Source organism: Geodermatophilus aquaeductus (assembly GCF_900182545.1).
Classification (GTDB): domain Bacteria; phylum Actinomycetota; class Actinomycetes; order Mycobacteriales; family Geodermatophilaceae; genus Geodermatophilus; species Geodermatophilus aquaeductus.
The window spans coordinates 79759-103307 of record NZ_FXTJ01000013.1; the positions used below are offsets into that span (position 1 = coordinate 79759).

Below are 23549 nucleotides of genomic sequence, written 5' to 3' on the forward strand. Positions count from 1 at the left end.
CGCCCGTCGGACGTCCCGAACGGGCGAGCGGCCACCACGGCAGGATGGCCCCGTGCCCGACACCCGCGCCCGGCTCGACGACGCACAGGTGGCCGCGGTGGCCCGCTACCGCGCCGGACTCGGGCCGCTGCCCGACCTCCCGCCGGCCGGCGAGTACGAGGACGCGCAGGGCGTGCTCGTCGCGACGGCGGCCGGCGGCGACCTGACCGTCGTCGAGGTGCCCCGCTGGGAGCAGCCCTCGACGGTGGTCGAGCGGCTGCACGACCGGGGCTGGACCGAGGTCGCGGCGTGGGTCGGCCCGCCGCCCGACGACGTCGCGCAGCTGCCGCAGCGGCTGCTGGTGCTGCTGCCCGCGGCGGGGCTCGCGCCGGACTCCGCGGCGCTGGCGGGAGCGGCCGCGGCCTGGGCGGCCGTGCGGGACGGCGGCCGTGACGTGGTCGTCGAGCCCGTGCCCGTCACCCCGGCGGCACCGGAGGCCGGGCCGGAGGAGCTCGCCGCCGCGCACGGCGCGGCGCTGGCCGGCAGCAGGCCGTGGTCCGGGACGGCGAGCACCGGCGGCACCGTGGTGCTGTGCACCGGCCTGTCCGGGGCGGGGAAGTCGACGATCGCCGCGCGGCTGGTGGAGCTGCTCATCGAGGCCGGCCGCACGGTCACGCTGCTCGACGGCGACGAGGTGCGGCACTCCCTGTCGGCGGGGCTCGGGTTCTCGAAGGCCGACCGCGACACCAACGTCCGCCGGATCGGCTGGGTGGCGGCGCGGATCGCCAAGCACGGCGGCATCGCCGTCTGCGCGCCGATCGCCCCCTACGCCGAGGTGCGCGCCGACGTCCGGCGCGAGGTGGAGGCGCAGGCCGGGCCGGGCGGCTTCCTGCTGGTGCACGTGGCGACGTCGCTGGCCGACTGCGAGGCCCGCGACCGCAAGGGTCTCTACGCGCGGGCGCGCGCCGGGGAGATCCCCGCCTTCACCGGGATCAGTGACCCCTACGAGACGCCCACCGACGCCGAGGTCACCGTGGAGACCGCGGGCCGCAGCGTCGACGAGTGCGCGCGGCAGGTGCTGGAGGCGGTGCTCAGCCGGTCGTCGTGAGGTGTTCTGCGACGGCGGTGCGCCAGTCGCGCGGGCGGTGGCCGGTCGCCGCCAGCTTCGTCAGATCGAGCACGCTGTTGAGCGGCCGCGGCGCGAGGCCGCTCGTGTCGGCGGTGTACTCGGCCGTGGTCACCCGCCGGACGTCGTGCGGGTCGCGGCCGCGCGCGGCGAACACGACCTCCGCGACGTCGGCCCAGGACGCCGGCTCCCCGCCGCCGGTGGCGTTGAACGTGCCCGACTCCCCCACGTCGACGAGGTGGGCGACGGCGTCGGCGAGGTCGGCGGCGAGGGTGGGTCGGCCGACCTGGTCGGCGACGACCGAGGGGCTGACGCCGCGGTCGGCGAGACCGGCCATCGTCCGCACGAAGTTGCGCCCCTCCCCCACGACCCAAGTGGTGCGCAGCAGCAGGTGCCGGTCGAGCGCGGTGACCAGCGCGTCGCCGTCGGCCTTGCTCCGCCCGTAGACGCTGAGCGGGTGCACCGGGGCGTCCTCCGGGATCGGCCCGGGGTGCGCGCCGTCGAAGACGTACTCGGTGGAGAAGTGCACGAGGAGGAACCCGTGCCGGCGGGCCGCGTCGGCCAGGGCGCCCACGCCGTCGACGTTGACCGCCCGCACGGCGGCGAGGTTGGCCGGGTCCTCGGCGGCGTCGACGGCCGTCCAGGCGGCGGCGTTGACCACCAGGTCGACGCCGGACCAGTCGTGCGCCGCGACCGCGGCCGGGTCCCCGACGTCGAGGCCGGCCCGGGTCAGCGCCAGCGCCTGCGGGAAGCGGCGGGTCAGCGCGCGGCCGACCTGCCCGCCGGCGCCGAGGACGACCGCCGTCACTGGCCGCGGGCGGCGTAGGCCGCCTCCACGCGCTCCTTCTGCGGGCGCCACCAGTCCTCGTGGTCGCGGTACCACTCGATCGTCGCGGCCAGCCCGTCGCGGAACTCGGTGTAGCGGGGCCGCCAGCCGAGCTCCTCGCGCAGTTTCGTGGCGTCGATGGCGTAGCGCAGGTCGTGCCCGGCGCGGTCGGTCACCTGGTCGAAGGCGTCGGCCGGCTGACCCATCAGCTCGAGGATCGTGGCGAGGACGGTGCGGTTGTCCACCTCGCCGTCGGCGCCGATGAGGTAGGTCTGCCCGGCGCGGCCGCGCTCGAGGACGTCGTGGACGGCGGCGTTGTGGTCGTCGACGTGGATCCAGTCGCGCACGTTGTGGCCGGCGCCGTAGAGCCGCGGCCGCCGCCCGGCGAGCACGTTGGTGATCTGCCGCGGGATGAACTTCTCCACGTGCTGGTACGGACCGTAGTTGTTCGAGCAGTTGGAGAGGGTCGCCTGCACGCCGTAGGAGCGCACCCACGCGCGGACCAGCAGGTCGGAGGCGGCCTTGGTCGACGAGTACGGGCTCGACGGGTTGTACGGCGTCTCGGGCGTGAACTTGCGCGGGTCGTCGAGCTCCAGGTCGCCGTAGACCTCGTCGGTGGAGACGTGGTGGAAGCGCACGCCGTGCCGGCGCACCGCCTCGAGCAGCGTGTAGGTGCCGACGACGTTGGTCTGCAGGAACGGCGCGGGATCGGCCAGCGAGTTGTCGTTGTGGCTCTCGGCCGCGAAGTGGACGACGGCGTCGCTGGCGCCGACCAGCTCCTCGACCAGCGCGGCGTCGGTGATGGACCCGTGCACGAAGGTGATCGCGTCCCGGACGCCGGCCAGCGAGGCCTCGTTGCCCGCGTAGGTGAGCGCGTCGAGCACCGTCACCTCGTACTGCGGGAAGCGCTCGACGGTCTGGTGGACGAAGTTGGCGCCGATGAAGCCGGCTCCACCGGTCACCAGCAGACGACGGATCTGGCTCACGGGCTCAATGTGTCAGAAGGCCGCACCGATCCCGGGATGCCCTCACCCCGCGGGAGGAGGCGTGTCAGTAGGCGCCGTCGCGGCGCAGGACCGCACGCACCGTGCGCCACAGGATCGCGAGGTCCAGGCCGAACGACCAGTTCTCCACGTAGCGGACGTCGAGCTCGACCGACTCGTCCCAGGACAGGTCGGAGCGGCCGCTGACCTGCCACAGGCCGGTGATGCCGGGCTTGACCAGGAGCCGGCGGTGCATGTCGGCGCCGTACTGCTCGACCTCGCGGATGACGTGCGGGCGGGGGCCGACCAGGGACATGTCGCCCTTGAGCACGTTGACCAGCTGCGGCAGCTCGTCGAGGGAGAACGCGCGCAGCCAGGCGCCGACCCGGGTGACGCGCGGGTCGCGCCGCATCTTGAACTGCACGTCGTTGCCCTCGTTGAGGGTCATGAGCGCCGCGATGCGCGAGTCGGCGCCGACGACCATGCTGCGGAACTTGAGCAGGTCGAACTCCCGCCCGCGCTTGCCGATGCGGCGGTGCCGGTACAGCGCCGGCCCGCGGCTGGTGGCCCGGACGGCGAGAGCGATGCCGAGCAGGACCGGGGAACCCACGAGCAGCAGCACGCCTGCGACGGCGCGGTCGAGCAGGGACTTCGCCAGGCGCCGCCATCCCCGGAAGTCCGGCTCCTGGACCTGGATGAGCGGCACGGTCGACGTCGGCCGGACCTGCAGCCGGTCGGAGCTCACCTCGATCAGGCCGGGGCCGACGAGCACCTCGATGTTGGTCCCCTCGAGCCGCCAGGCCAGCTGGCGCAGGTACTCCCCCGCCGTCTCGCTCGCCGAGGCGACCACGACGGCGTCGGCCCGGGCGTCGTCGACGGCCCGCACCGCGCCGGACAGCGTGCCGATCACCGGGATCCCCTCGGCGCGCACGGCGCGGGCCTCGTCGGGGCGGGGCACGCAGGCGCCCACGACGCGCAGCCCGGCGGCGGCGTCGCGCCGCAGCCGGCGGACGAGGTCGGCGACGGCGACGTCCCGGCCCAGGACGACGACGCGCTTGGTCATGAGGCCGCGACGCCGGGCGGCGTGCAGCCGGCGGCGGTTGAGCAGCCGCCCGGCGAGGGTGCAGGCCACCGCGGTGGGAGCGGCGACGAGCAGCAGCCCGTCGGACCCGTCCCAGGGGAACAGGGCGCCGGCCGCCGCCAGCGCGCTCGTGGCCACCAGCCCGGCGACGAGGACGCGGCGGTACTCGTCGGAGCCGGTGCCGAAACGGCGCTCGGCGTGGGCTCCGGTGGCGGCCAGCAGGGCGACCCAGGCCAGGGCGAGGAGCAGCTCCCGCGCGGAGAGGGCGACCACGCCGGAGGACGTCAGGCCGGCGAGCGCCAGGCCCGCGCCCGCCGCGAGCAGGTCGCCGAGGACCAGCGCGACGGTGTAGGAGACGAGCCACTCCGGCGTGCGGCGCCGGCGCGCGGAGAACGGGTCGTAGACCGGGCGGTCGAGGAAGGCCCCGGGGTCCGGGGGCAGCACGCCGTGCAGCGGCAGGGCCCGCACCGGGCGCTCGGCGTCCTCCGGCTGGGGCACGACGGGGGTGGTCGCGGTCAACGGTCTCCCTCCCTGGTCCCGGGACCGTTCCGTCCCCGCGGGGCCCGGCGGACCCCACTGCTCGCAGGGTCGGCGCGCGACCGCCGCGGGTTGAGCCCCCCGGGGCGCGGACCCGTCCGGGGCGCCGTCTTCCACCCTCACGGGGGAGACGGCGTGGATCCGGTGACCGTCCGTCGCCCCCTCGCCGCCGGGGACGTCACGCAGCGTGGGACCGGCTCCCCCCGCGGGGTGGGACGGAGGAGCGTCCGCGCAGGCCGGCGCCTAGCCTCGGGGGAACTGCCAGCCGACGGGGGTCACCGTGAGCGACGACGACGGACGCGCCGGGTCCACGCTCGTCGCCGACGAGCCCGCTCCGGCACCGCCGCGGAGGCGCAGGCGGCGCGGACTGCGCCGCCTGCTGGTCGCGCTCGGCGTCCTGGCCCTGCTCCTCGTGGCGGTCGTCGGCGGCGGCCTGTGGTTCCTGACCGACCGCTACGGCGGCAACATCGACCGCGTCACCGACGTCTTCGCCGGTCTCGACGAGGCCGCCCGCCCGGCACCGGCCACGCCGGCCGAGGCGGCGTCGGCCGATCCGGTCACGTTCCTGCTGGTGGGCACCGACAGCCGTGGCACCGCCGACGAGGGCATCGCCGAGGGTGGCCGGGCGGACGCGATCATGATCGCCCGCTTCTCCGGCGACCGGCAGCACGCCCAGCTGGTGTCCATCCCCCGCGACTCGTGGGTCGACGTCCCCGGGTACGGGACCACCAAGATCAACGCGGCGTACGCGTACGGCGGGCCGACACTGCTGGTCCGGACGGTCGAGCAGCTCACCGGCGTCCGCATCGACCACTACGTGGCCATCGACTTCGAGGGGATCGTCCAGGTCACCGACGACCTGGGCGGGGTCGACGTCGTCGTCGCCGAGACCACCAGCAACGGGCCGTACACCTTCCCGGCCGGGGTCAACCACCTCGACGGCGACCAGGCGCGCTGGTACCTCGGGCAGCGCTACGGCCTGGAGGGCGGCGACTTCGACCGGGTGCGCCGCCAGCAGCAGTTCGTCGAGGCGGTGTTCACGCAGCTGTTCGGCTCCGGGACGCTGTCCGACCCCGGCCGGCTCGACGCCGCGCTGCTGGCCGTGACCGACGCGGTCGCCGTCGACGACACGCTCGGCAACGGCGACCTGCTGTCGCTGGCCTACTCCCTGCGCGACCTGCGCCCGGAGGCCGTCGACTCCTTCACCGCGCCGGTGCTCGGCACCGGGACCGAGGGCACGGCGAGCGTCGTCCACCTCGACCCGGTCACCGGCGAGCGCATGTGGGAGTACCTGCGCAACGACTCGCTGTCGCAGAACGCCGCCGAGTTCGACGCGGAGGCGCTGCCCGACGTGCCCCGCTGACCCCTGGTCCCCCGCCCGTCCCGGACACCCCACGCGTTCGCGATCACCGGCCGGGCGAGGACCCAGGATGCGGGTGTGGCTTTCCTCCTCGGGTCGACCTGGCTGGCGCTGCACGTGTGGGTCGCCGAGCACGGGCACGTGCTGGTGGCCGCGGCGCTGTGCGGCATCGCCCCGGCGCGGGCGCTGGCGCGCCGCTCCGCCTCCGTCTGAGCCCGCCGGCTGCCAGACTGGCCGGGTGACCGGCCGCCGCCCACGGACGTGGCCCTGGCACCTGCACCGGTTCCGGTGGGTCCGCGACGACCCGTTCAGCGGGTCGGGCCTCTACGCCTGCCGCTGCGGAGTGGTGCGCCCCGGCCTCTGAGGCTCAGCGGCGACGGAGCAGCAGGAGGCCGAGCAGCGAGAGCACGCCGGCGGCCCACCCGGTGAGCACGAAGACGTCGCCCTGGTGCAGGCCGTGGTCCTCGGCGACCCGGAGCAGCACCGGTCCCTCGTTGTAGTACTCGCCCGTGACCAGCAGGAGCGCGAACGCGGTCAGCATCGCCGCCGCGACCAGCGCGAACAGCCAGCGGAGGGCCACCTCGGCGGTCAGCCGCCCTGGCGCCGGAGCACCTGCCCGACGGTCTTCAGGACGATCTTCATGTCGAGCCACGGCGACCAGTTCTCGATGTAGTAGTTGTCGAAGCGGGCACGGTCCTCGATCGAGGTGTCCCCGCGCAGCCCGTGCGACTGCGCCCAGCCGGTCAGACCCGCGGGCACCCGGTGGCGGGCGGTGTAGCGGGGGATGTGCGCGGAGAACTGGTCGACGAAGTGCGGCCGCTCCGGGCGGGGGCCGACCAGGCTCATGTCGCCGCGCACGATGTTCCACAGCTGCGGCAGCTCGTCCAGCGACGTCGCCCGGAGGAACCGGCCCACCGGCCCGAGTCGGTCGTCGTGCCTGATGTTCCACTGCGTCTGCGACTCGGTGTCGTCGACCGGCTTGAGCGAGCGGAACTTCAGGACCTGGAACGGCCGGCCGTCGAGCCCCACCCGCTCCTGGCGGAAGATGATCCCGGGCCCGCCCTCGAGCCGGACGGCGACCGCACACGCCAGCAGCACCGGGGTGAGGACGAGCATCGTCGTCAGGGAGACGACGACGTCCACCAGCCGCTTCACCCGCCACCAGGGGCTGCGGTAGACCGCCCGCCGGCGGCGGACGAGCGGGATGCCCCAGATCTCGTCGGTGTAGCGGTTGACGTCGTGCAGCTCGAAGAGCCGGGGGACGACGAAGACGTCGACGTCGAGCCGGTCGCAGGTCCGGAGGATGTCGACGAGCTCGTCCTCGTCGACGCCGCCGTAGGCGACGATGACGTCGCGGACGGCCTGCTCGCGGATGACCTGCCCGAGCCGCTCGTAACCGCCGAGCAGCGGGACGGGGAGCAGCACCCGCCGGTCCTCGGGCACGTCGGTGTCGAGGAAGCCGATCGGGTCGAGGCCGTAGTTGCGCCGCTCCAGCAGGGTGACGGCCACCCGGATGCCCACGAGGCCGGCCCCGACGACGACGGTGCGGTGCCGGACCAGTCCGCGGCACCGGGCGGTGTGCACGACGCGGTACGCCACCAGACGCGCGGTCAGGACCGCCACCAGCAGGACGACCACGTGCACGACCTGCCGGGCCGGGGCGTCGACACCCGGCAGGACGGAGAAGACCGCGACCTTGAACAGCCAGGCCACGACCACCGCGGCGAGGACGTAGGGCAGGTCGTCGAGCAGGGAGAGGGTCAGCCGTGACCGGTACAGGCCGGCGCGCCAGAAGACCAGGAGGAGGAACAGCAGCGCGACGGCATGCGCGGGCGGCGATCCCGGCAGGGTGATGAGCGTGGCGACGGCGAAGGCGACGACGTCGACGAGCACGAGGTAGGGCCCGACCCCGCGCCGGAGCCACCACGCGACCGTGGCCGGCGCCGCCGCGGTCGGCCAGACCCCGGCCGCGCGTGTGATCCCCTCGTGCGACACCGCGTCCAGCGAGACGCGACCTGCTCGTCGCACTCCCCGTCCCGATGCCGCGCCGCCCCCCGTGGCGTCGGCCATGACCCTCCCCGTGTACCGCGTCGACTGCTCGGCGCGGTCAGGGGATAGTGCCATCACTCGGGCAGATGCGCCATTCCCGTGCTCATTCCGAGCGATCTTCGAATGGTGCGGCAAATGGCGACCGCACATTTGCTCACCCGACGAACCGCAGTGGTGACGGCCCGTCATGCCGTGTCGAGGTCAGTACGCTCCCGAACCGCGGAGGACGGCCCCCGCGGTCTTCCAGAGGATCATGAAGTCGAAGGCCAGCGACCAGTTCTCGACGTAGCGGACGTCGAGCCGCACCGCGTCGTCCCAGGACAGGTCCGACCGGCCGCTGACCTGCCACAGGCCGGTGATGCCCGGCTTGACCAGCAGCCGGCGGCGCATGTCGAAGCCGTACTGCTCGACCTCGCGGGTGACGTGCGGGCGCGGCCCGACCAGGCTCATGCTGCCGCCGATCACGTTGAACAGCTGCGGCAGCTCGTCGAGCGAGTAGCGCCGCATGACCGCGCCGATGCGGGTGACGCGGGGGTCGCGGCGCATCTTGAACTGCACCGCGTTGCCCTCGTTCTGCCCGTGCAGGTCGAGCTCGACCTTGTCGGCGTCGACCACCATGCTGCGGAACTTCAGGACCTGGAACGGCCGGCCGTCGCGGCCGATCCGCTCGTGCGTGAAGAAGACCGGGCCCCGGCTGGTGGCCTTGACGAGGATCGCGAGGGGGACGAGCACCGGCAGGAGGAGCAGCACGCCGATGCCGGCCGCCGTGCGGTCGACGACCTCCTTGGCGATGCGGCGCACGCCGGTGAACTCGGGCCGCTCGACGTGCATGAGCGGCAGGCCGGCGACCGGGCGCACGTGCACGCGCGGGCCGGCGACCTCCGTGACCGCCGGCGCGAGCAGCAGCTCGGCCTCGGTGTCCTCGAGGTCCCAGCCGAGCTTGCGCAGCCGCGCGCCGTCGAGCTCCGGGGAGGGCAGGACCGCGACCGTGTCGATCTCGTAGCGGCGGACGACGTCGGCGACCTCGTCGAGGCTGCCGAGGACCGGCAGGCCGTCGAAGACGTCGCGGTCGCCGGCCGACAGCGGCAGGCAGCAGCCGATGACGCGGTAGCCGTGCCGGGCCTCGCGCTCCATCTGGGCACTCAGGGCGGCGACACCGCTGCGGTGCCCGACGAGCACGGCCGTCTGCACGTGCCGGCCGCCGGCACGCGACGAGTGCAGCCGCAGCCGGAGTGCGACACGGGCGGCGAGCGTCAGGAGGGTCGCCAGTGGCAGGGCGACGACGACGAAGCTGCGCGCGACCTCGAGCTTGAAGGCCCACGAGACGGTGCCGACCGTGGCGAGCAGCAGCGCGGCGGCGGAGAAGACCCGGCGGAACTCCTCAGGACCGACCCAGAGGAAGCGCTGCTCGTAGGTGCGGGCGACGAGCATGGCGGCGAGCCACACGACGGGGAGGGTGACGACGAGCGTCGCGCTCGCCGCGGCGCTCATGAGCGGACCGCCCTCGGGGACGAGCGACCCCACCAGACCGGCCACCAGAGCCGCGCTCGCGTCGAGGAGGACGAGGCGGCGGACGTACGACGCGCGCCATGCGCGGCGGGCGGCGGTGCCCTCCCCGCGGAGCCGCGGCGCCAGCCAGAACCACTGCCGGCCGACCGGATGCGCGTCCTGACGGACCGAGACGTCACTGACCCCGAGCAGGGACATGCGGCACCAACCCCCCGTGCGACACCGGGCACGTGTGGCGCCCGGTGCGGTGGATCCCCCCGTGGATGCCAGGAACGAGTCGTTCGACCGGCAGCCGAACGGTAACGACCGTTGCCGGACCGCGAAAGGGGTAGCGCCCAGTTCTATGGGGCGCAACGGGTCTGCCCTCGCCGACCGTCGCTTTTCCGTCTCGCGCTCGTCGCCCTGAGTGAGCGACACACGCGTCGCTACGGCGGAGGCATCGCGAGGCGGCCTCGACTCACGCGTCCCGGGTCACTCGAACGGAGTGTCCGCGCGGTGACACGGACCGGTGTCGCGGTCGAGGTCACGTCGGCGGGTCGCCGGCACACCGGCGTAGAGGCCGTGGGGCTCGGTGTCCTCCACGACCACCGCTCCCGCACCGACGACACATCCTTCCCGGATGGTCACCCCTGGCAGGACCGTCACCCCGGCGCCCAGCCAGACGCCGTCGCACACCTCGATGGGCGCGGACCACTGATCAGCGGCCCGACGCCGGGCGTCGCCGAGCTGGTGGCTCGCCGACAGGAGCTTGACGTCGGTCCCGATCGACACCCCACGCCCGATGGTCACGCGCTCGAAGTCGAAGAAGACCCGGTAACCGATGCGGCTGTCGTCCCCGATGACCACGTCCGTGCCGCGGAACAGGCAGCCTGCCGCGACCCACGCGTCCCCGATCCGCATGCCCGACCAGCGGAGCAGGAGCCGCCTCAGGCGCGCCGGCACGAGGTGGCTCATGGCCACCGTGTTGATCGACGCCAGGACGAGGAACGGCCGGATGCGCACCTCCGACGTCGAGCGCATGTCCGCAGCGTAGGCACCGTCCGCCTTCAGGTGACCGATGACCGGTTCCCGTCCCTGCCCTCCCGGGCCGGCACGCCGGTCACGGGCGGCGTGGTCCGCGGCCGGCTCCCGGCAAGCCCCCCGCCAGGACCGTCTCGTAGGCCTCCCTGACCCGTCGGCTGGTGACCGCGAGGTCGTGTGCGGACTCCACCGCGACACGCCCGGCACGCCCCTCGCTCTCGGCGAGGCCCGGATCCTCCAGCCGCGTCGTCAACGCGCTCGCCAGAGCGGCCGCGTCCTCGCGGGGGACGACCGCCCCGGCCCCTGCCAGTCCGTCCCGCGCGCCCGCCACGTCCGTGGAGACGACGCTCCTGCCCAGTGCCATGGCCTCCATCGCCACCAGGGACAGGCCCGCCTCCCAGCGACTGGGCAGCGCGACGACGTCAGCGGCGGTCAGCCACGGACGCACGTCGGGCTGGGCCCCCACGAAGCGGACGTCCTCCCCCGCGCGGGAACGCAGGGCGTCCGCGTCGGGCCCGTCCCCCACGAGGACGACCTGCACGTCGGGCACCCTCGACCGCACCGCCGGGAGGGACTCGAGGAGGACGTCCTGTCCCTTCTGCTGGGCGAGCCGGCCGATGCAGACGACGGTGGGGCGGTCCTCCAGCCCGAGCGCGCGCCGCGCCGTCACTCGTTCGGCCGCACCGGTCGACCGGTAGCGCTCGAGGTCGATGCCGTTCGGGAGGACCACGGTGCGTGCCCGGATCCCCACGTCCTCACCGCGTCGACGTTCGTCCTCGCTGACGCAGACGAGCAGGTGGGTCCACTGGGTGCCGGAGCGCTCCCAGAGCCGGGCGAGACGGGCCACCGGCCCCTGTGCGGCCTCGAAGGACCACGCGTGGGGCTGGAAGACGGTGGGTCGCGCACCGCGGAGCGCGAGGCGCCCGGCCAGGCCGGCCTTCGCGCTGTGCAGGTGGACGACATCCGGGTCCACCTCCCGGACCAACCGGCGCAGCCGCAGGACCTCGCTCGGGACGGTCACCCCCGGGTCGCGGGAGGCGCGCCAGGCCAGGTGGGGCACGCCGAGGTCGGCGAGCCAGCCCGGTAGGTCACCGTCCGCGGGTGACGCGACCGCGACGTCCCACCCGTGCTCCTGCTGGTCCCTGGCCAGGCCACGCACGACGACGGGTACGCCCGCGACCGTGGGTTGGGTCACGTGGAGGACTCGCACGGTGCTCCTGCAGGTGGGCGGCGCCGGATCTCCCGGCACGAGCCGGGATGCGGATGCTAACCGCCGGTCACCCGCCGGTCGGACGCAGCAGGAGGCGGCGGGCGAGCGACGGGGAGAGCGCAGCGAGACGGAGCACCGCCCGGCGCCTGGCGCTCAGGGACCCGTGCCGCAACAGCGAGCGGGCCTCGGCCGGGAGCGCCCGACCGTGCTGCAACCGCCACATCCAGTGGGCGAAGGCGGCGTCGACCAGCGTCCGGGCGGCGACCTCCCGGTCACGCGGGTCGAGGCGCTCGTTGGCGGCGATCAACCGGGCGACGCGCTCCCGTCCAGCCAGGACGCGCTCGGTGTCCGCGGTCTGCTGCCCACCCCAGCGCCGGTACCGGTAGAGCGGCAACGGCACCAGTCCTGCAGCGGCTCCGTGCAGGAACATCCGGACGTAGCACTCCCAGTCGGGCCCGTACCGGAGGTCCTCGTCGAAGCCGCCGGCCTCGAGGAACTGCTGACGTCGGATCGCGGGAGCGGGGAGGAAGTTCCACCTGAGGATCTCCCGCCGCTGATCCGCGACGGGGAAGTGGAGGTCGAGTGACCAGTCCGACCCCTCGGCCGCCGGTCCGAAGTCCTCCCAGGTCGTCGTCATGAGGTGGAGGTCCGGTCGCCGCTCCGCGAGCCAGGCGAGCGCCTCGACCCGCTCGGGAGCCATCTCGTCGTCGCCGTCGAGGATGATCACCAGGTCGGCCCGCGAGGCCCGGATGGCCGTGTTCTTGGCCGCGCCCTCTCCGCCTTGCTCCTGCCGGCGCACGAGGCGGATGCGCTCGGCGAACGGCGCCACCGCACCTGCGACGTCGTCGTCGGACGCGTCGTCGCAGACGACGACCTCGTCCGGGAGCCGGGTCTGGGCGAAGACGGAGGCGAGCGCGGCAGGGAGGAACGGGGCCACGTTGTGCGCCGTGACGACCACGCCGACCGTGAGCGGTCGGGGCGGGAGGATCCACGTGCCCGTCGGCGCGAGCACCGGCCAGTCGCGCGTCACCGCGGCCGCCACGCGGTGACGGCCCGGTGCAGGTGGTCCACGCTCCAACGCCCGACGGTGATGCGGGGGAGCGCATGCGGGTCGGCTCGCTCGACCGGTCCGGGGACGTTGACGAAGGCGAGGTCGTAGCCCGCCGCACGCGCCTGACGGGCGTTGCGTCGAGCGACCGTCCCCGGCGCACCGAACGGGTAGGCGAGCAACTGCGGAGGTCGGCCCAGGAGGCCGCCCAGGGCCGTCCGGCTCTCGAGGAGCTCGCGTCGGGCCTCCCCGCGAGGGAGGGTCGCCAGCGCCGAGTGGGAGCAGGTGTGGGAACCGATGTCGAACAGCGGGTCCCGCGCGAGGTCCTGGACCTGGGCAGCCGACATCCGCCGGTGCCGGTGGCACGAGCCGGGGCGAGGCCACGCCTCCTCCATGCGGGTCAGCACTCGCGACACCACCTCGGGAGGTCGCCGGTGCAACACCGTGGTGAGCGCCGCGTAGGACCGGCTCCGCGCAGCGCCGCTGCTGACGTCGACCACGACGCGCCGGCCGGCGATGCGCAGCGGCAACGTCGCAGGGCCGGGGCCGGGCTCGAGGACCAGGTGCTCGAGCCGGTCCCACCAGTACTCGGGACCGGGATCGGGGGCGACCGCGTCGGCCACGACGAAGAAGGTGGCCGGGACACCGAGGTCGCGGAGGACGGGTGCGGCGTGCTCGAGGTTGTCGAGGTAGCCGTCGTCCAGGGTGATCGCGGCGGTGGGGCGGTCGTGCGGCCCCCGGACGTCGGCGGCCCGGACCACGCCGAACCACCGGGTCACCGCCTCCAGGTGCTCCCGGAAGAGAGCAGGGGGCACGACCATGCCCCCGGGGTCGTCCGACAGGTCGTCGGAGATGCGGTGGTAGAGCAGGACGACGTCGCTCCCCCGCGGACGCAGACGACGCGGCCAGGCGGGGCGACGAGCCCAGAGGTCCCTCATCCGGGGCAGACTCCTCACTGCCGGACGGTCCTCCCGGCTGTGGTCGCTAGCATCGCCGGGTGCCCGGCCCGGACGTGTCTGCGACACCCCTGGTCCGCTCCGGGGAGGATCCCCTGCGCATCTCGGTCGCCATCGCCTGCCACAACGCCGCAGCGTATGTCGGGGACGCGATCCGCTCGGCACTGGCACAGTCGCCGGCGCCGGCCGAGGTGGTGGTGTGCGACGACGGCTCGACCGACGGCAGCCCGGAGGTGCTGCAGTCGTTCGGGGAGGCCATCCGCGTCGTGCGCCACGAGGTCAACCGTGGGGAGGCCGCCGCCAAGAACACGGCGGTCGGTGCCACGACGAGTCCCTGGGTCGCGTTGCTGGACGCCGACGACGAGTTCCTCCCCGGGCGACTCGCCGCCGTCCGAGACCTGCTGACCCGCGAGCCCGATCTCGACGTCGTGACCACCGATGCCCTGCTGGTGCACGACGGCGTCGAGCTGGGCCGGTGGTACGGCGCCCACTACCCGTTCGCCGCCGACGACCAGCGGCGGGCGGTGCTCGAGCGCAACTTCGTCTTCGGCAACGTGGTCGTGCGACGGGATGCCTTCCTGGCCTCCGGCGGCTTCGACCCCGCCATCGCCCACGCGACCGACTGGGACCTGTGGATCCGGATGATCCACAGCGGCGCGCGCGTGGGGTGCATCCCTCGTCCGCTCGCGCGGTACCGGCTGCACGAGTCGAGCCTCAGCTCCGACCGGGCTGCGATGAGCGCCTCGATCGCCGCGTTGCTGACGCGGGCCGCCGAGCGACTCGCCCTCACGGACGACGAGCGGAGCACCGTCGAGTCCACGGCGGCCGAGCACGAGCGGATCGCCACGCGGTACCGGCTCAAGCAGGCACTCACGCGGCCGGCCTCGTCGGTACGCCGTCTCGCCACCGCCGTGGCCCGGGACAGCGGCCAGCCGACGCGGTCACGGGTCCTCGCGCTGGGCACCGTCCTCCTGCCCACGATCGCCCGGCGCGCCGAACGACGGCGGTCGGCGCTGTCGTGGGAGGGCCCGGGTGGGGTGCGACTCCCCCGCCGACGCCGACGCGTCCTCGTGACGCTCCCCGACCGTCCGTGGCCCACCGACGGGGGGAAGCGGACCCGCTCGGCCACCAGCCTCCGCGCGCTGGCCGGCATGCCCGACGTGGACCTCGACGTCCTGGTCCTCTTCGCAGGGCCGCCGGTGGACCACCCCCTGCCGCCAGGGGTGCGGACGCACCGGTGCGTCCAGGTGGACGCAGGCCCTCGGCCGCGACTGCTGACGGCGCTCGTCGTGGTGCTGCGGCGTGTGCCCTGGCAGATCGCCGTCCGCCGGTGGGGCCTCGCGCGAGCCGCCGTGCGCGACCTGCGGCAGGCGCCGTACGACCTCGTGTGGTTCGGGTCGACGGACCACGCGATGAGCCTGTCCCGCACGGTCAGGGGTCAGCGCGTGGTCGTCGACATGGACGACGTCGAGTCGCTCAAGATCGAGCACTTCCTGTCCCTGCCGCCTGACTCTCGGACCACGCGACTCCGCGTACGTGTCCAGCGCCGTGTCGAGCTCCCGCTCTGGCGCCGACTCGAGAGACATCTGCTCCGGAGTGCCGACGCGGTGGTCGTCTGCAGCGACCTCGACCGGCAACGGCTCGGGGACGGACCCGTCGAGGTCGTGCGGAACACGTACGCGGGTCCCCCGGTCCAAGCGGCGTGGACGCCACCCGCGGCGCCGACCTTCGTCCTCGTGGGCACCTACTGGTACGTCCCGAACGTCGACGCGGCCGTGCACATGGCCACCAGCGTGCTGCCGCACCTGCTCGAACGGGTCCCGGACGCACGGATCCGGTTCGTCGGCCGGGGAGGACGGGACCTCCTGGGAGAGGTGACCGGACTGCCCGGGGTCGACGTCGTCGGTGACGTGACCGACGTGGCGCCCGAACTCCTGTCCGCGACCGCGGCCGTCGTCCCGGTCCGCTTCGGTGGCGGGACGCGGGTCAAGATCCTCGAGGCGTTCGCTCTCGGGGTGCCCGTGGTGAGCACCTCGCTCGGCTGTGAGGGCCTGGACGTCGTCGACGGAGTGCACCTCCTCGTCGCCGACAGTCCGGAGGAGTTCGCCGGCGCCTGCGCGCGACTGACTGCCGAGCCCGAGGTGGCCCGCCGGCTCGGCGACGGGGGACGACGCCTGTACCTGGAGCGCTACGCCCCCACCCAGGTCGTCGGCTCCGCACGAGCCGTTGCCGAGAGGGTGCTCACCCGGCAGTGAGGCGCTCGACGGCAGCGACCGTCTCGCGCGCCACCTCGTCCCAGCTCCGGACGGAGACCGGCGGCTCATCCCTCCGCCCGGCCCGCAGGGCGGCCAGGATGGCCGAGGTCCAGCTGCGCGGGTCGTCGTCGGGCAGGTGCACGGCCGCGTCGCCGCTCACCTCGACGAGGGCCGGGTCCGACGACGTGATCAGGGGCGCTCCGAACGAGCGCGCCTCGATCGCCGGCAGCCCGAAGCCCTCGAGCCTGCTCGGGCAGAGCACGACACCGGCCTGCTCGTAGCACCAGCGCAACTGGGCGTCGGTGAGGTGCCCGAGCAGTCGCACCGCCCCGCCTCCGACCATCTCGGAACTGGTCCTCCCGAGCTCGGACGGTCCCCAGCTGGGCGGCCCGACGACGGCGAGGACGGCGCCGGGTCGCTCGGCGACGACCGAGCTCCAGAGGTCGATGACCAGACCGAGGTTCTTGCGCGGGGACGCGTCACCGACGACCAGGGCGAACTCACGGTCGCGGAGCGCATCGACCGGCTCGGCGTCCGCCGTCCGCAGGCCGGTCGACATCGCCAACGGGACGGCAGCGGTGCGCCCGACGACGTCGGGGACGTGACGCTCGAGGCTCCGCTGCGTCGCACGGCTGACGCACACGAGCGCGTCGGCCTGCCGGATGGATGCGAGGTACGGCCGGGTCAGCAACGTGCGCTTGAGCACCCCGAAGTCGCGGGGCCGCTCCAGCTGGAGCATGTCGTGGACGGTCAGGACCCGTCGGGCGCCGCCCCAGCGCGGGAGGACGTGTTTGGTCCCGTGGATCACGTCGAACCGTCGAGATCCCCTGACCAGAGCGGCACCGGAGCGCTCGAGCGCCGTGCGGGCCGGTACCGGCAGGTCGGGCACCGTGACGACCCTCGCAGGATCCCCGAGGAGGTCGGTGAAGAAGGGCTGGGCCGAGGCCGTGGCGAGGACGGACAGCTCGACCTCCGGCAGGGCCTCCAGCGCCCGCGCCATCTCGACCGTGTAGCGGACGATGCCGCCACCGGTCCCGGACGCGGGGACCTGGGTGGCGAGCATGAGCCAGGACAGGGCCGTCATCCGATCGTCCCGGCGGTCGGGACGCGGCGGCGGGCGAGCCACGCGATCACGACCAGGGCGACGAAGCTCGGGAGCACCCGGCCCTGTCCCCAGTACAGGTAACGGGGCATCTCGAGCAGACCGGTGAGCGCGACGGGGTAGACCAGGGAGGCCCAGAACTCGCCCTCCCGCCACCGCAGGTAGGCCAGCCCGAGGGCCAGGCCAGCCAGCAGGAAGAACACGAGACCCCCCGCCGTCCCGTAGTCGACGAAGGGGATCGACAGTCCCCCCGGACTGTTGAACTCGGGATTGCCGTATTGCTGGAGGATGGTCCCGAAGTCGTCGGGCTCGTACCGCCCGGTCAGCTGTCCGTAGAGGTCCAGCTGCGAGATGCCCGGCGCGGTCCAGAAGGCCTCGATGCTGCCGTAGGGCAGTCGGACGCCGGACGTGCCGTAGGTGAGGGCGAGCTGGCCGTTGTTGTAGGCGGTGGCGTAATAGCCGGCCAGTCGGTCGATGACGAACTGGAAGAACGAACCGCCGCCCTGCGAGTAGAAGACCCAGCTCCGCGAGTACTCGAAGATCCCGAAGACCGCCACGGCGCCGGGGACCAGGACGAACGGTGCCGCTGCGGTGACCCGCCGCTGCACCCGCCCGCGCCGGGCCGCGTACATCGCCAGGATGCCGACCGCCGGGATGGCGAGCTCGAGGATGGCGAGCCGCTCGGTCAGGAAGAACGCGCGCATCAGCGCCAGGACCAGCACGACCGCGAGCCGGCGGGCCACGTAGCGGTCCCGCTGCCTGGTCAGGAGCGTCACCGCGACGACGACGTACGCGATGCCCAGCTGCGTCAGGGTGGTGATGCCGGCGATCGGCGCGAACTGCGTCCGCAACGTCGAGTCGAAGGCATCTTGCGAGGTCAGTGCCTCGAGCAGGTCCGCCGGCCGCGCGCCCCGGCTGAGCCCGACGACGGCGAGGGCGACGTACCCGACCATGGTGAGCCGGTAGAGGACCACCGCCGCGCGGTGCAGGAACCACGTGTCGACCTCCGCGGCGGGCGAGGCGGCGTGGCGTCCGCGGCCCGCCCCGAGGAGCAGCGGCAGCATCCCGCCGAGGGCGAAGAGCACGGCTCCCGCCGCGAAGAGCAGCAGCGTCGTGTCGGTCAGGGACTTGGGGGTGTTCCACGACTGCCGGAAGTAGGCGTCGCCGAGCCGCCAGGAGATCAGCAGGGTGACGGGCACGGTCAGGGCGGCAGCACCCGCCGGGGACAACCACCACACGCCCGGCGACGGCCCGCCTGCCCGGGTGGCCGGGACTCGGCGCTCGACCGTGCCGGCCGTCATTCCGTCCGGACCCGCTGGAGGAGCAGCGCCATCGCCACCCCGACCAGTGCGCCGAGCAGCAACCCGAGCAGGGTGGCCTGGACGGCGGCTCCTGCACCGCCCACCGACATCGACCGCGGCGCACTGACGACCTGGGTGTACGCCTGCTCGCCGGACCGCAGGAGGACGAGTTGGCTCCGGGACGACAGCAGGCGGGAGTACTCCGTCGCGGTCGCGCCGGCGAGGGCTCCGTTCTCGTCGGAGGCGAGTGCCGTCTCCAGGTCGGCGATCTCCGCCTCCACCCCGGCGAGCAGGGCGTCCACCTGTGCGGTCACCGCGGCCACCCGCTGCTGGTCGTACTGCGCGATCACCGCGTCGGACGCGTCCCGCGCGGCGTCGTCCGTGCCGGCCTGGACCTGCAGCTCGACGATGTCGGTCGACCCGACCTGCTGCGCGGACAGCGTCAGGTCGTCACCCAGTCCCAGGGCGTCCGACACCGCATCACGGATGTCCGCGCCCGTGAGGATCAGGATCTGGGTCTGGATGAACCGGTCCGTGGCGTCGGGGCTGGAGGAGGACTGCTCGCCCGGGAGCGTCGGGTCCTGCACGAAGGACAGGCGGGTGACCGCCGTCGGCGGGGCGGGGTCGCTCACGGCGACGACCAGCCCGACGAGCCCGCCGAGCAGCGCCGTGACGACGGCCAGCGCGAGTGCGCGGCGTTGCCCGCGGGATCGCTGCGCCGCAGGACCTGCGGCCTGGCGTCCGCGTCGCCGCCCCTGCGCGCGCTCACCGGGGTCGTCGTCCGGAACGAGCCTCTCCGTCGACTCGGCTCCGGGATGTACCGTCACGCGTCTGCTCCCTCGGGTCCGTCGTCGCTGCCCACGACGAGGTCGCAGCGTAAGGTGCGTGGCTGCTCGGAGCCTCCCGGACTCCTCCGGAGGGGTCAGGGGACATCGCCCGGACACCCGATCGGGACGAGGGAGTGTGACCGATGCCCGACGACCGCCCCTCGGGACTCGTCGAGGGTCTCGTCCGCGTGCAGTCCCGTCCGGTCGTGGGGCCCCTGGCCCGGCAGAGCGCACTGCTGCTGAGCGTCGACATCGGCCTGGGGAGCTCCGGGGTCGACCACGTCAGGCGGGGGACCGTGGTCGCTGCTAACGCCGTCCACGGCGGCTCGACCGGAGGGGTCGAGAACCGGGCCGGCGCGTACGTGCGCGAGATGGCCGACAGCTGCGAATCAGGGCACGACAACTGAGCACGGAGGCCTCCATCCGACTGTCCCGGGTCAGGGACCGAGCGTGGCTAGCGCTCCCCCAGGTCGTCTCGCGCGCATCGTCCATCATCGTCTTCGCGCTCGTCGCCAACGTCGTCGATCCGGACGCGCTGGGCGCCTTCGCCGTAGCGACGGTGATCTCGTCGGCGTCGTACGCCATGGCTCCAGCCATCGTCGGCAAGCCACTGGCCAGCCTCCGCGAGCGGGACCGCCTGCACACGGATGCCGCGAGCGCCCAGTCCGCCGCGGTCCTCGCCGGTCTCGTCGTCGGGGCAGGAGCGCTGGCCGGCGCGGCTCTCTGCGACGGTCTCGTCCGCCTGACCCTCCTCTGCGCGGGGATCGGCATCCCCGCGGTGATGATCGTCGAGAGCTCCTTCTGGCGGGACGCGTTCACGGCCGGCAGCCGCCGGGCCGGCGGCCTGCTCAGTGCCGCATACGGCTTCCAGGTCGTGGTGGTCGTGGTGGCCGTGGTGCTGTCGGCGTCGTCCGCGGTGGTGGTGCTGTCCCCCTTCGCCGCGCTCGCCGCCTTCGGTGTCGTCTCGCTCCTCGTGCGTCGTCACCTGACCGTCCGCGGTGCGCGCACCTGGGTCACCGTCCGTCGCCCCTCCTGGATGCCGTACGTCATCGGGGTGGCGGCCAGCGTCGTCCTCGTCCAGTCGATCCCCGTCGTCATCACGGCGACCGCGGGTTTCGAGTCCGCCAGCGTCTACCGCGCCGGAGAACTCGCCTTCGGCGGGACGAACCTGCTCATCGGCATCACCAGCCAGAACCTGCTCGCCCGAGGCACGGATCGGCCGCGGCGCGTCTACGCGCGGTCGACCGTCGCGCTGGCCGTCGTCGCGGTCCTCAACGGGCTCGTCCTCTTCCTGCTGCCCGATGCCGTGCTGCGCCTGCTCGTCGGTCCCATCGAACCCCTCCTCCGCGAGGTCCTGCCGATCATCACGGTGCAGCGGTGCGCTCTGGCGGTGAGCTCGATCGGCGCCTTCCTGCTGATCCCGAGACTGACACCGCGTCGAGCCGGCCTGCTCGACGTCACCGCTGCCGCACTGTCGTTCGTCGCGCTGCTGGTCGGGAGCCTGGTGCTCGGGTTGAGCGGCGCGCTCGGCGGTCTCGCACTCGCCGAGGTGGTCCTCGCCGGCCTCTACTACGTCATCCTCAGGAAGCAGACAGGAGTCCATGCCCGTGGTGCCGAGGATCGGCCTGGCGGTGAGCACGATCGGTCGGCCGGCGCTCACTGAGCTGCTGACGACGCTCGCCGGCTCGACGGTCCTGCCTGCGGCCGTCGCCGTCGCCAACCAGAGCGGTCGCCCCCTGGACCTGCCGTCGGACCTGCCGTACCGCCTGGTCGTCGTCGAGAGCACCGGGGGGATCAGCCGCGGTCGCAACGCCGCTGCGGCGGCCCTCGCCGGTGAGGTGGACGTCATCGGCTTCCCGAACGACGACACCCTCTACGAGGCCGGGTGTCTGGGGCGGGTGGCCGACGCCTTCACCGAGGACACCGACGTCGTCGCCTGCGCCCTCGTGGAGGACGGCCGGCCACGCTTCGAGCTGCCCCCCTCCGGACTGCTCGACCGCATCTCGATCTGGCGCGCCATCGAGCCGGCCACGTTCGTCCGGAGCACCACGTTCCACCGGTTCGGGGGCTTCCGGGAGGACATGGGCACGGGTTGCCCCTCCCCGTGGCAGTCGGGAGAGGGCACCGACCTCTTCCTCAAGGTGATCGAGTCCGGAGGGGTGGTGCGGAGCCGGCCGGACATCCACGTCACCGGCCGCGGTGAACGCAGGGACCTCGACGCGGACCAGTTGGTGGCCAAGCACCGCGGGTACGCGCGCGGTACCGGCTACGTCTACCGGTCGCACCGGTACCCGTTCTGGGTGCGGGCGCGCATCGTCGCAGCGCCGTGGCTGCGGCTGAGGCAGCTCGACCCCTCGGTGCGGCTGGCCACGCGCCTCGCGCTCGCCCGCTCACTCGGGCGGGTCGAGGGCCTCCTCGGCCGCGTCCTGCGGTCCCGGCCTACCCCTCGGCGGGGAGCCCGCTGACCGGCCGCTTCCGGACGACCGCGGTGACGACCAGCGGGAAGTCCGGGTCGTCGTGGTCGAGGACGGCCGTCGGGAGCTCCTCGGCGGCCGCGCCGAGGAGGAAGGCCCGGCAGGTGACCACGTTGCCGTGGGACCGGACGTCGAGTGCCTCACCGCCCGCCCGCTCGACGACCTCCCGCAGCCCGTGGGGCGTGAACCGCCAGCGGTCTCCTGCGCCCGCGATGCGGGTCAACGCCGGGACGGTGACCAGCGCGGACGCGCCGGCACGGAGGGACCGGAGGAGGTTCTCGACGGCCACCACCGGATCGGACATGTAGAGCAGCGTCTGCGTCACGATCGCGGCGTCGAAGCGGTCGGCCGGCAGCGTCGCCGGGTCGCACAGGTCACCCACGACGGTGGCCTCGGCGTTGGACGGGTCGATGTCGAGGACGTCGACGACGGACGCACCGAGTGCGGACGCGTAGAGGTCCTCCTTGACCTCGAGGACCCGCCCGTGGACCAGGTCGCGGCGCTCCTCCAGGAACCGTTCGATGTACAGGCGGTCCACCGGGGTGCCCCGTTCGAAACCCCACTCCGACAGTGGCTCGAGCCGGCGCGTGCTGCTCCAGCGGAGCCGGAAGGAGGCGCGGCGGACGAGGGAAGAGCGGGCCGCCGCGGTGCCGAGCCATCGCCGCTTGACCCTGCGCAGACCGTCCGTCGAGATCATGCCGGGACAGTAACCTCACGAGGTGCCCAGGCTCCGTGCCACGCGACCAGGCCATCCGGCATACCGCCTGTGCGTCGTCACCGACTCGAGTGTGATCGGCGGCGCCGAGCGCTTCCTGCACAACCTGGTGTCCGGACTGCCCCGGGACGTCGACGTGACGGTGCTCGGGACGTCGCGGATCGTCGTCGACGAGGTGGCGGTCGGACGACACGGCACGGTGACCGAGGTCGTCGACGACACCGTGCGGAGCTTCTGGGGGTCACTCGGCCGGGCTCGCCCCGACGTCGTCCACGTCAACCTCACCGCCCTGACGAGCTGCCGGCGCGCAGTGGTGGCGTCTCTCCTGCGGCGCATCCCCGTGGTCCTCGTCGACCACCTCCCCACTCCCGGGTTGACCTGGCGCGGGCGGTTCCTCCAGCGCCTGATGACCTCGTCCAGCTCCGCGCGCATCGCGGTGGGGTCCAACGCGGCACGAGAGGTCGAGCGGCACGGTGGAGTGCGACACGGCGTCGTCCACGCCATCCCGAACGGCGTCCCCGAACCGGACTGTGCCGCCTCGACGACGACCGGCACCCGGCTCACGGTCGGCGTCCTCGCCCGGTTGGAGCCGCAGAAGGGGATCGACGTCCTCCTCCGCGCCCTCGTGGACCTCCCGGAGGTCACCCTCCTCGTCGCCGGTGACGGAGGACAGCGCGACCGCCTGGAGGACCTCGTCAGGGAGAGGGACCTCTCCGACCGGGTCGAGTTCCTGGGCAACGTCGACTCACCGTGCGAGGTCCTCGGTCGCGTCCAGGCGCTCGTCCAGCCCTCGCGCTGGGAGGGCATGCCCCTGGCGGTCCTCGAGGCGATGCACGTCGGCCTGCCCGTCGTCGCGACGGACGTGGGCAGCCTCCGCGAGGTCGTCGTCGACGGAGAGACGGGCCTGCTCGTGCCACCGGACGACCCCGGGGCCCTCGCGGCGGCCCTCCGACGGCTCCTCGACGACCCGGCACTGCGGACCGAGTTGGGCGCGGCCGCACGGATCCGCGCGCGACGGGACTTCTCGGTGCGGTCGATGTCCACCCGCTACGACGAGCACTACCGGGCCGCCTGCGGGGTCGCCGCTCCGTCGCGCCGGTGACCCGTCGGTCACCGTCGAGTCGTCCGCGACACCTCCCCATCCGGAGTGACGACACCGGCCGGTACGGGAACGCCCTCCTACACTGACGC

At 73.7% G+C, this 23549-nt stretch carries 22 protein-coding genes; 8 read left to right on the forward strand and 14 right to left on the reverse strand.

Annotation, left to right across the window (positions count from 1 at the left end):
- The first annotated feature begins 52 nt into the window (after positions 1 to 52).
- Positions 53 to 1087, forward strand: a complete 1035-nt coding sequence (gene cysC / locus FN207_RS22795) for an adenylyl-sulfate kinase (protein WP_246066286.1) — start codon at positions 53 to 55, stop codon at positions 1085 to 1087.
- On the opposite strand, the gene FN207_RS22800 is transcribed toward cysC, so the two are convergent.
- From FN207_RS22800 to FN207_RS22810, 3 genes are all read right to left on the reverse strand, one after another.
- Positions 1071 to 1913 carry an SDR family oxidoreductase gene (locus FN207_RS22800; RefSeq protein WP_185938517.1) on the reverse strand — a complete coding sequence of 281 codons (843 nt, stop codon included), beginning with the start codon at positions 1911 to 1913 and terminating at the stop codon, positions 1071 to 1073. The two genes, cysC and FN207_RS22800, sit on opposite strands and share 17 nt — an antisense overlap.
- Positions 1910 to 2917, reverse strand: coding sequence for a dTDP-glucose 4,6-dehydratase (gene rfbB, locus FN207_RS22805; protein ID WP_246066287.1), 1008 nt, complete (start codon positions 2915 to 2917; stop codon positions 1910 to 1912). Before rfbB ends, FN207_RS22800 begins: the two co-directional genes overlap by 4 nt.
- Before the next feature lie 64 nt (positions 2918 to 2981).
- The gene (locus tag FN207_RS22810) at positions 2982 to 4514 is read right to left on the reverse strand and encodes a sugar transferase (protein WP_142460733.1); all 1533 of its coding nucleotides are present in this window, start codon (positions 4512 to 4514) and stop codon (positions 2982 to 2984) included.
- A 298-nt stretch (positions 4515 to 4812) separates the two neighbouring features.
- Here FN207_RS22810 and FN207_RS22815 point away from each other — a divergent pair, with 298 nt between their 5' ends.
- Positions 4813 to 5895 (forward strand): LCP family protein, encoded by a 1083-nt coding sequence (locus FN207_RS22815; RefSeq protein ID WP_246066288.1) that lies wholly within the window; start codon positions 4813 to 4815, stop codon positions 5893 to 5895.
- A gap of 75 nt (positions 5896 to 5970) precedes the next feature.
- Positions 5971 to 6105, forward strand: a complete 135-nt coding sequence (locus FN207_RS27400; RefSeq protein ID WP_281282163.1) for a hypothetical protein — start codon at positions 5971 to 5973, stop codon at positions 6103 to 6105.
- A gap of 154 nt (positions 6106 to 6259) precedes the next feature.
- Here FN207_RS27400 and FN207_RS22820 read toward each other — a convergent pair whose 3' ends face one another.
- The 7 genes from FN207_RS22820 to FN207_RS22850 all read right to left on the reverse strand — a co-directional run bounded on the left by FN207_RS22820 (position 6260) and on the right by FN207_RS22850 (position 13666).
- Complete coding sequence (locus FN207_RS22820) at positions 6260 to 6472, reverse strand: hypothetical protein (protein WP_142460734.1); 213 nt, start codon at positions 6470 to 6472, stop codon at positions 6260 to 6262.
- Positions 6473 to 6480: 8 nt separating this feature from the next.
- Complete coding sequence (locus FN207_RS22825; RefSeq protein ID WP_246066289.1) at positions 6481 to 7920, reverse strand: sugar transferase; 1440 nt, start codon at positions 7918 to 7920, stop codon at positions 6481 to 6483.
- 222 nt (positions 7921 to 8142) lie between these two features.
- Complete coding sequence (locus FN207_RS22830) at positions 8143 to 9648, reverse strand: sugar transferase (protein WP_142460736.1); 1506 nt, start codon at positions 9646 to 9648, stop codon at positions 8143 to 8145.
- A gap of 273 nt (positions 9649 to 9921) precedes the next feature.
- Positions 9922 to 10470, reverse strand: coding sequence for an acyltransferase (locus FN207_RS22835; protein WP_142460737.1), 549 nt, complete (start codon positions 10468 to 10470; stop codon positions 9922 to 9924).
- A gap of 79 nt (positions 10471 to 10549) precedes the next feature.
- Positions 10550 to 11665: a glycosyltransferase gene (locus tag FN207_RS22840; RefSeq protein WP_221888366.1), complete on the reverse strand. Its 1116-nt coding sequence runs from the start codon at positions 11663 to 11665 to the stop codon at positions 10550 to 10552.
- Positions 11666 to 11747: 82 nt separating this feature from the next.
- Entirely contained in the window at positions 11748 to 12722 is a 975-nt protein-coding gene (locus FN207_RS22845) for a glycosyltransferase family 2 protein (protein ID WP_185938518.1), read from the reverse strand.
- Entirely contained in the window at positions 12707 to 13666 is a 960-nt protein-coding gene (locus tag FN207_RS22850) for a polysaccharide deacetylase family protein (RefSeq protein WP_142460740.1), read from the reverse strand. The genes FN207_RS22845 and FN207_RS22850 overlap by 16 nt, the downstream gene beginning before the upstream one ends.
- A gap of 74 nt (positions 13667 to 13740) precedes the next feature.
- Here FN207_RS22850 and FN207_RS22855 point away from each other — a divergent pair, with 74 nt between their 5' ends.
- Positions 13741 to 15939, forward strand: a complete 2199-nt coding sequence (locus tag FN207_RS22855; protein ID WP_185938519.1) for a glycosyltransferase — start codon at positions 13741 to 13743, stop codon at positions 15937 to 15939.
- Here the strand turns inward: FN207_RS22855 and FN207_RS22860 are convergent.
- The 3 genes from FN207_RS22860 to FN207_RS22870 all read right to left on the reverse strand — a co-directional run bounded on the left by FN207_RS22860 (position 15926) and on the right by FN207_RS22870 (position 19169).
- Positions 15926 to 17023 (reverse strand): glycosyltransferase family 4 protein, encoded by a 1098-nt coding sequence (locus tag FN207_RS22860; RefSeq protein WP_142460742.1) that lies wholly within the window; start codon positions 17021 to 17023, stop codon positions 15926 to 15928. The genes FN207_RS22855 and FN207_RS22860 overlap by 14 nt on opposite strands.
- Positions 17020 to 18240 carry an oligosaccharide repeat unit polymerase gene (locus tag FN207_RS22865; RefSeq protein ID WP_142460743.1) on the reverse strand — a complete coding sequence of 407 codons (1221 nt, stop codon included), beginning with the start codon at positions 18238 to 18240 and terminating at the stop codon, positions 17020 to 17022. The genes FN207_RS22860 and FN207_RS22865 overlap by 4 nt, the downstream gene beginning before the upstream one ends.
- Before the next feature lie 98 nt (positions 18241 to 18338).
- Positions 18339 to 19169 (reverse strand): hypothetical protein, encoded by an 831-nt coding sequence (locus tag FN207_RS22870; protein ID WP_142460744.1) that lies wholly within the window; start codon positions 19167 to 19169, stop codon positions 18339 to 18341.
- 143 nt (positions 19170 to 19312) lie between these two features.
- On the opposite strand from FN207_RS22870, the gene FN207_RS22875 reads away from it, so the two are divergent.
- The 3 genes from FN207_RS22875 to FN207_RS22885 all read left to right on the forward strand — a co-directional run bounded on the left by FN207_RS22875 (position 19313) and on the right by FN207_RS22885 (position 21634).
- Positions 19313 to 19576 carry a hypothetical protein gene (locus tag FN207_RS22875; protein WP_142460745.1) on the forward strand — a complete coding sequence of 88 codons (264 nt, stop codon included), beginning with the start codon at positions 19313 to 19315 and terminating at the stop codon, positions 19574 to 19576.
- A gap of 176 nt (positions 19577 to 19752) precedes the next feature.
- Positions 19753 to 20832 (forward strand): hypothetical protein, encoded by a 1080-nt coding sequence (locus tag FN207_RS22880; protein ID WP_142460746.1) that lies wholly within the window; start codon positions 19753 to 19755, stop codon positions 20830 to 20832.
- A complete protein-coding gene (locus FN207_RS22885; RefSeq protein ID WP_185938520.1) occupies positions 20801 to 21634 on the forward strand; it encodes a glycosyltransferase family 2 protein in 834 nt (277 codons plus the stop codon). Before FN207_RS22880 ends, FN207_RS22885 begins: the two co-directional genes overlap by 32 nt.
- Here the strand turns inward: FN207_RS22885 and FN207_RS22890 are convergent.
- Positions 21609 to 22340, reverse strand: a complete 732-nt coding sequence (locus tag FN207_RS22890) for a class I SAM-dependent methyltransferase (protein ID WP_142460748.1) — start codon at positions 22338 to 22340, stop codon at positions 21609 to 21611. The genes FN207_RS22885 and FN207_RS22890 overlap by 26 nt on opposite strands.
- A 91-nt stretch (positions 22341 to 22431) precedes the next feature.
- Between FN207_RS22890 and FN207_RS22895 the strand changes: the two genes are divergently transcribed.
- The gene (locus tag FN207_RS22895) at positions 22432 to 23460 is read left to right on the forward strand and encodes a glycosyltransferase (RefSeq protein WP_185938521.1); all 1029 of its coding nucleotides are present in this window, start codon (positions 22432 to 22434) and stop codon (positions 23458 to 23460) included.
- Positions 23461 to 23549 lie beyond the last annotated feature (89 nt).

Bases quoted from the DNA above. Each gene is read 5' to 3' on its own strand.
- FN207_RS22835 (WP_142460737.1), bottom strand. From the start codon at position 10,470: ATGCGCTCGACGTCGGAGGTGCGCATCCGGCCGTTCCTCGTCCTGGCG.
- FN207_RS22890 (WP_142460748.1), bottom strand. From the start codon at position 22,340: ATGATCTCGACGGACGGTCTGCGCAGGGTCAAGCGGCGATGGCTCGGC.
- FN207_RS22875 (WP_142460745.1), top strand. From the start codon at position 19,313: ATGCCCGACGACCGCCCCTCGGGACTCGTCGAGGGTCTCGTCCGCGTG.
- FN207_RS22880 (WP_142460746.1), top strand. From the start codon at position 19,753: ATGGCTCCAGCCATCGTCGGCAAGCCACTGGCCAGCCTCCGCGAGCGG.
- FN207_RS22850 (WP_142460740.1), bottom strand. From the start codon at position 13,666: ATGAGGGACCTCTGGGCTCGTCGCCCCGCCTGGCCGCGTCGTCTGCGT.
- FN207_RS22830 (WP_142460736.1), bottom strand. From the start codon at position 9,648: ATGTCCCTGCTCGGGGTCAGTGACGTCTCGGTCCGTCAGGACGCGCAT.
- FN207_RS22860 (WP_142460742.1), bottom strand. From the start codon at position 17,023: ATGACGGCCCTGTCCTGGCTCATGCTCGCCACCCAGGTCCCCGCGTCC.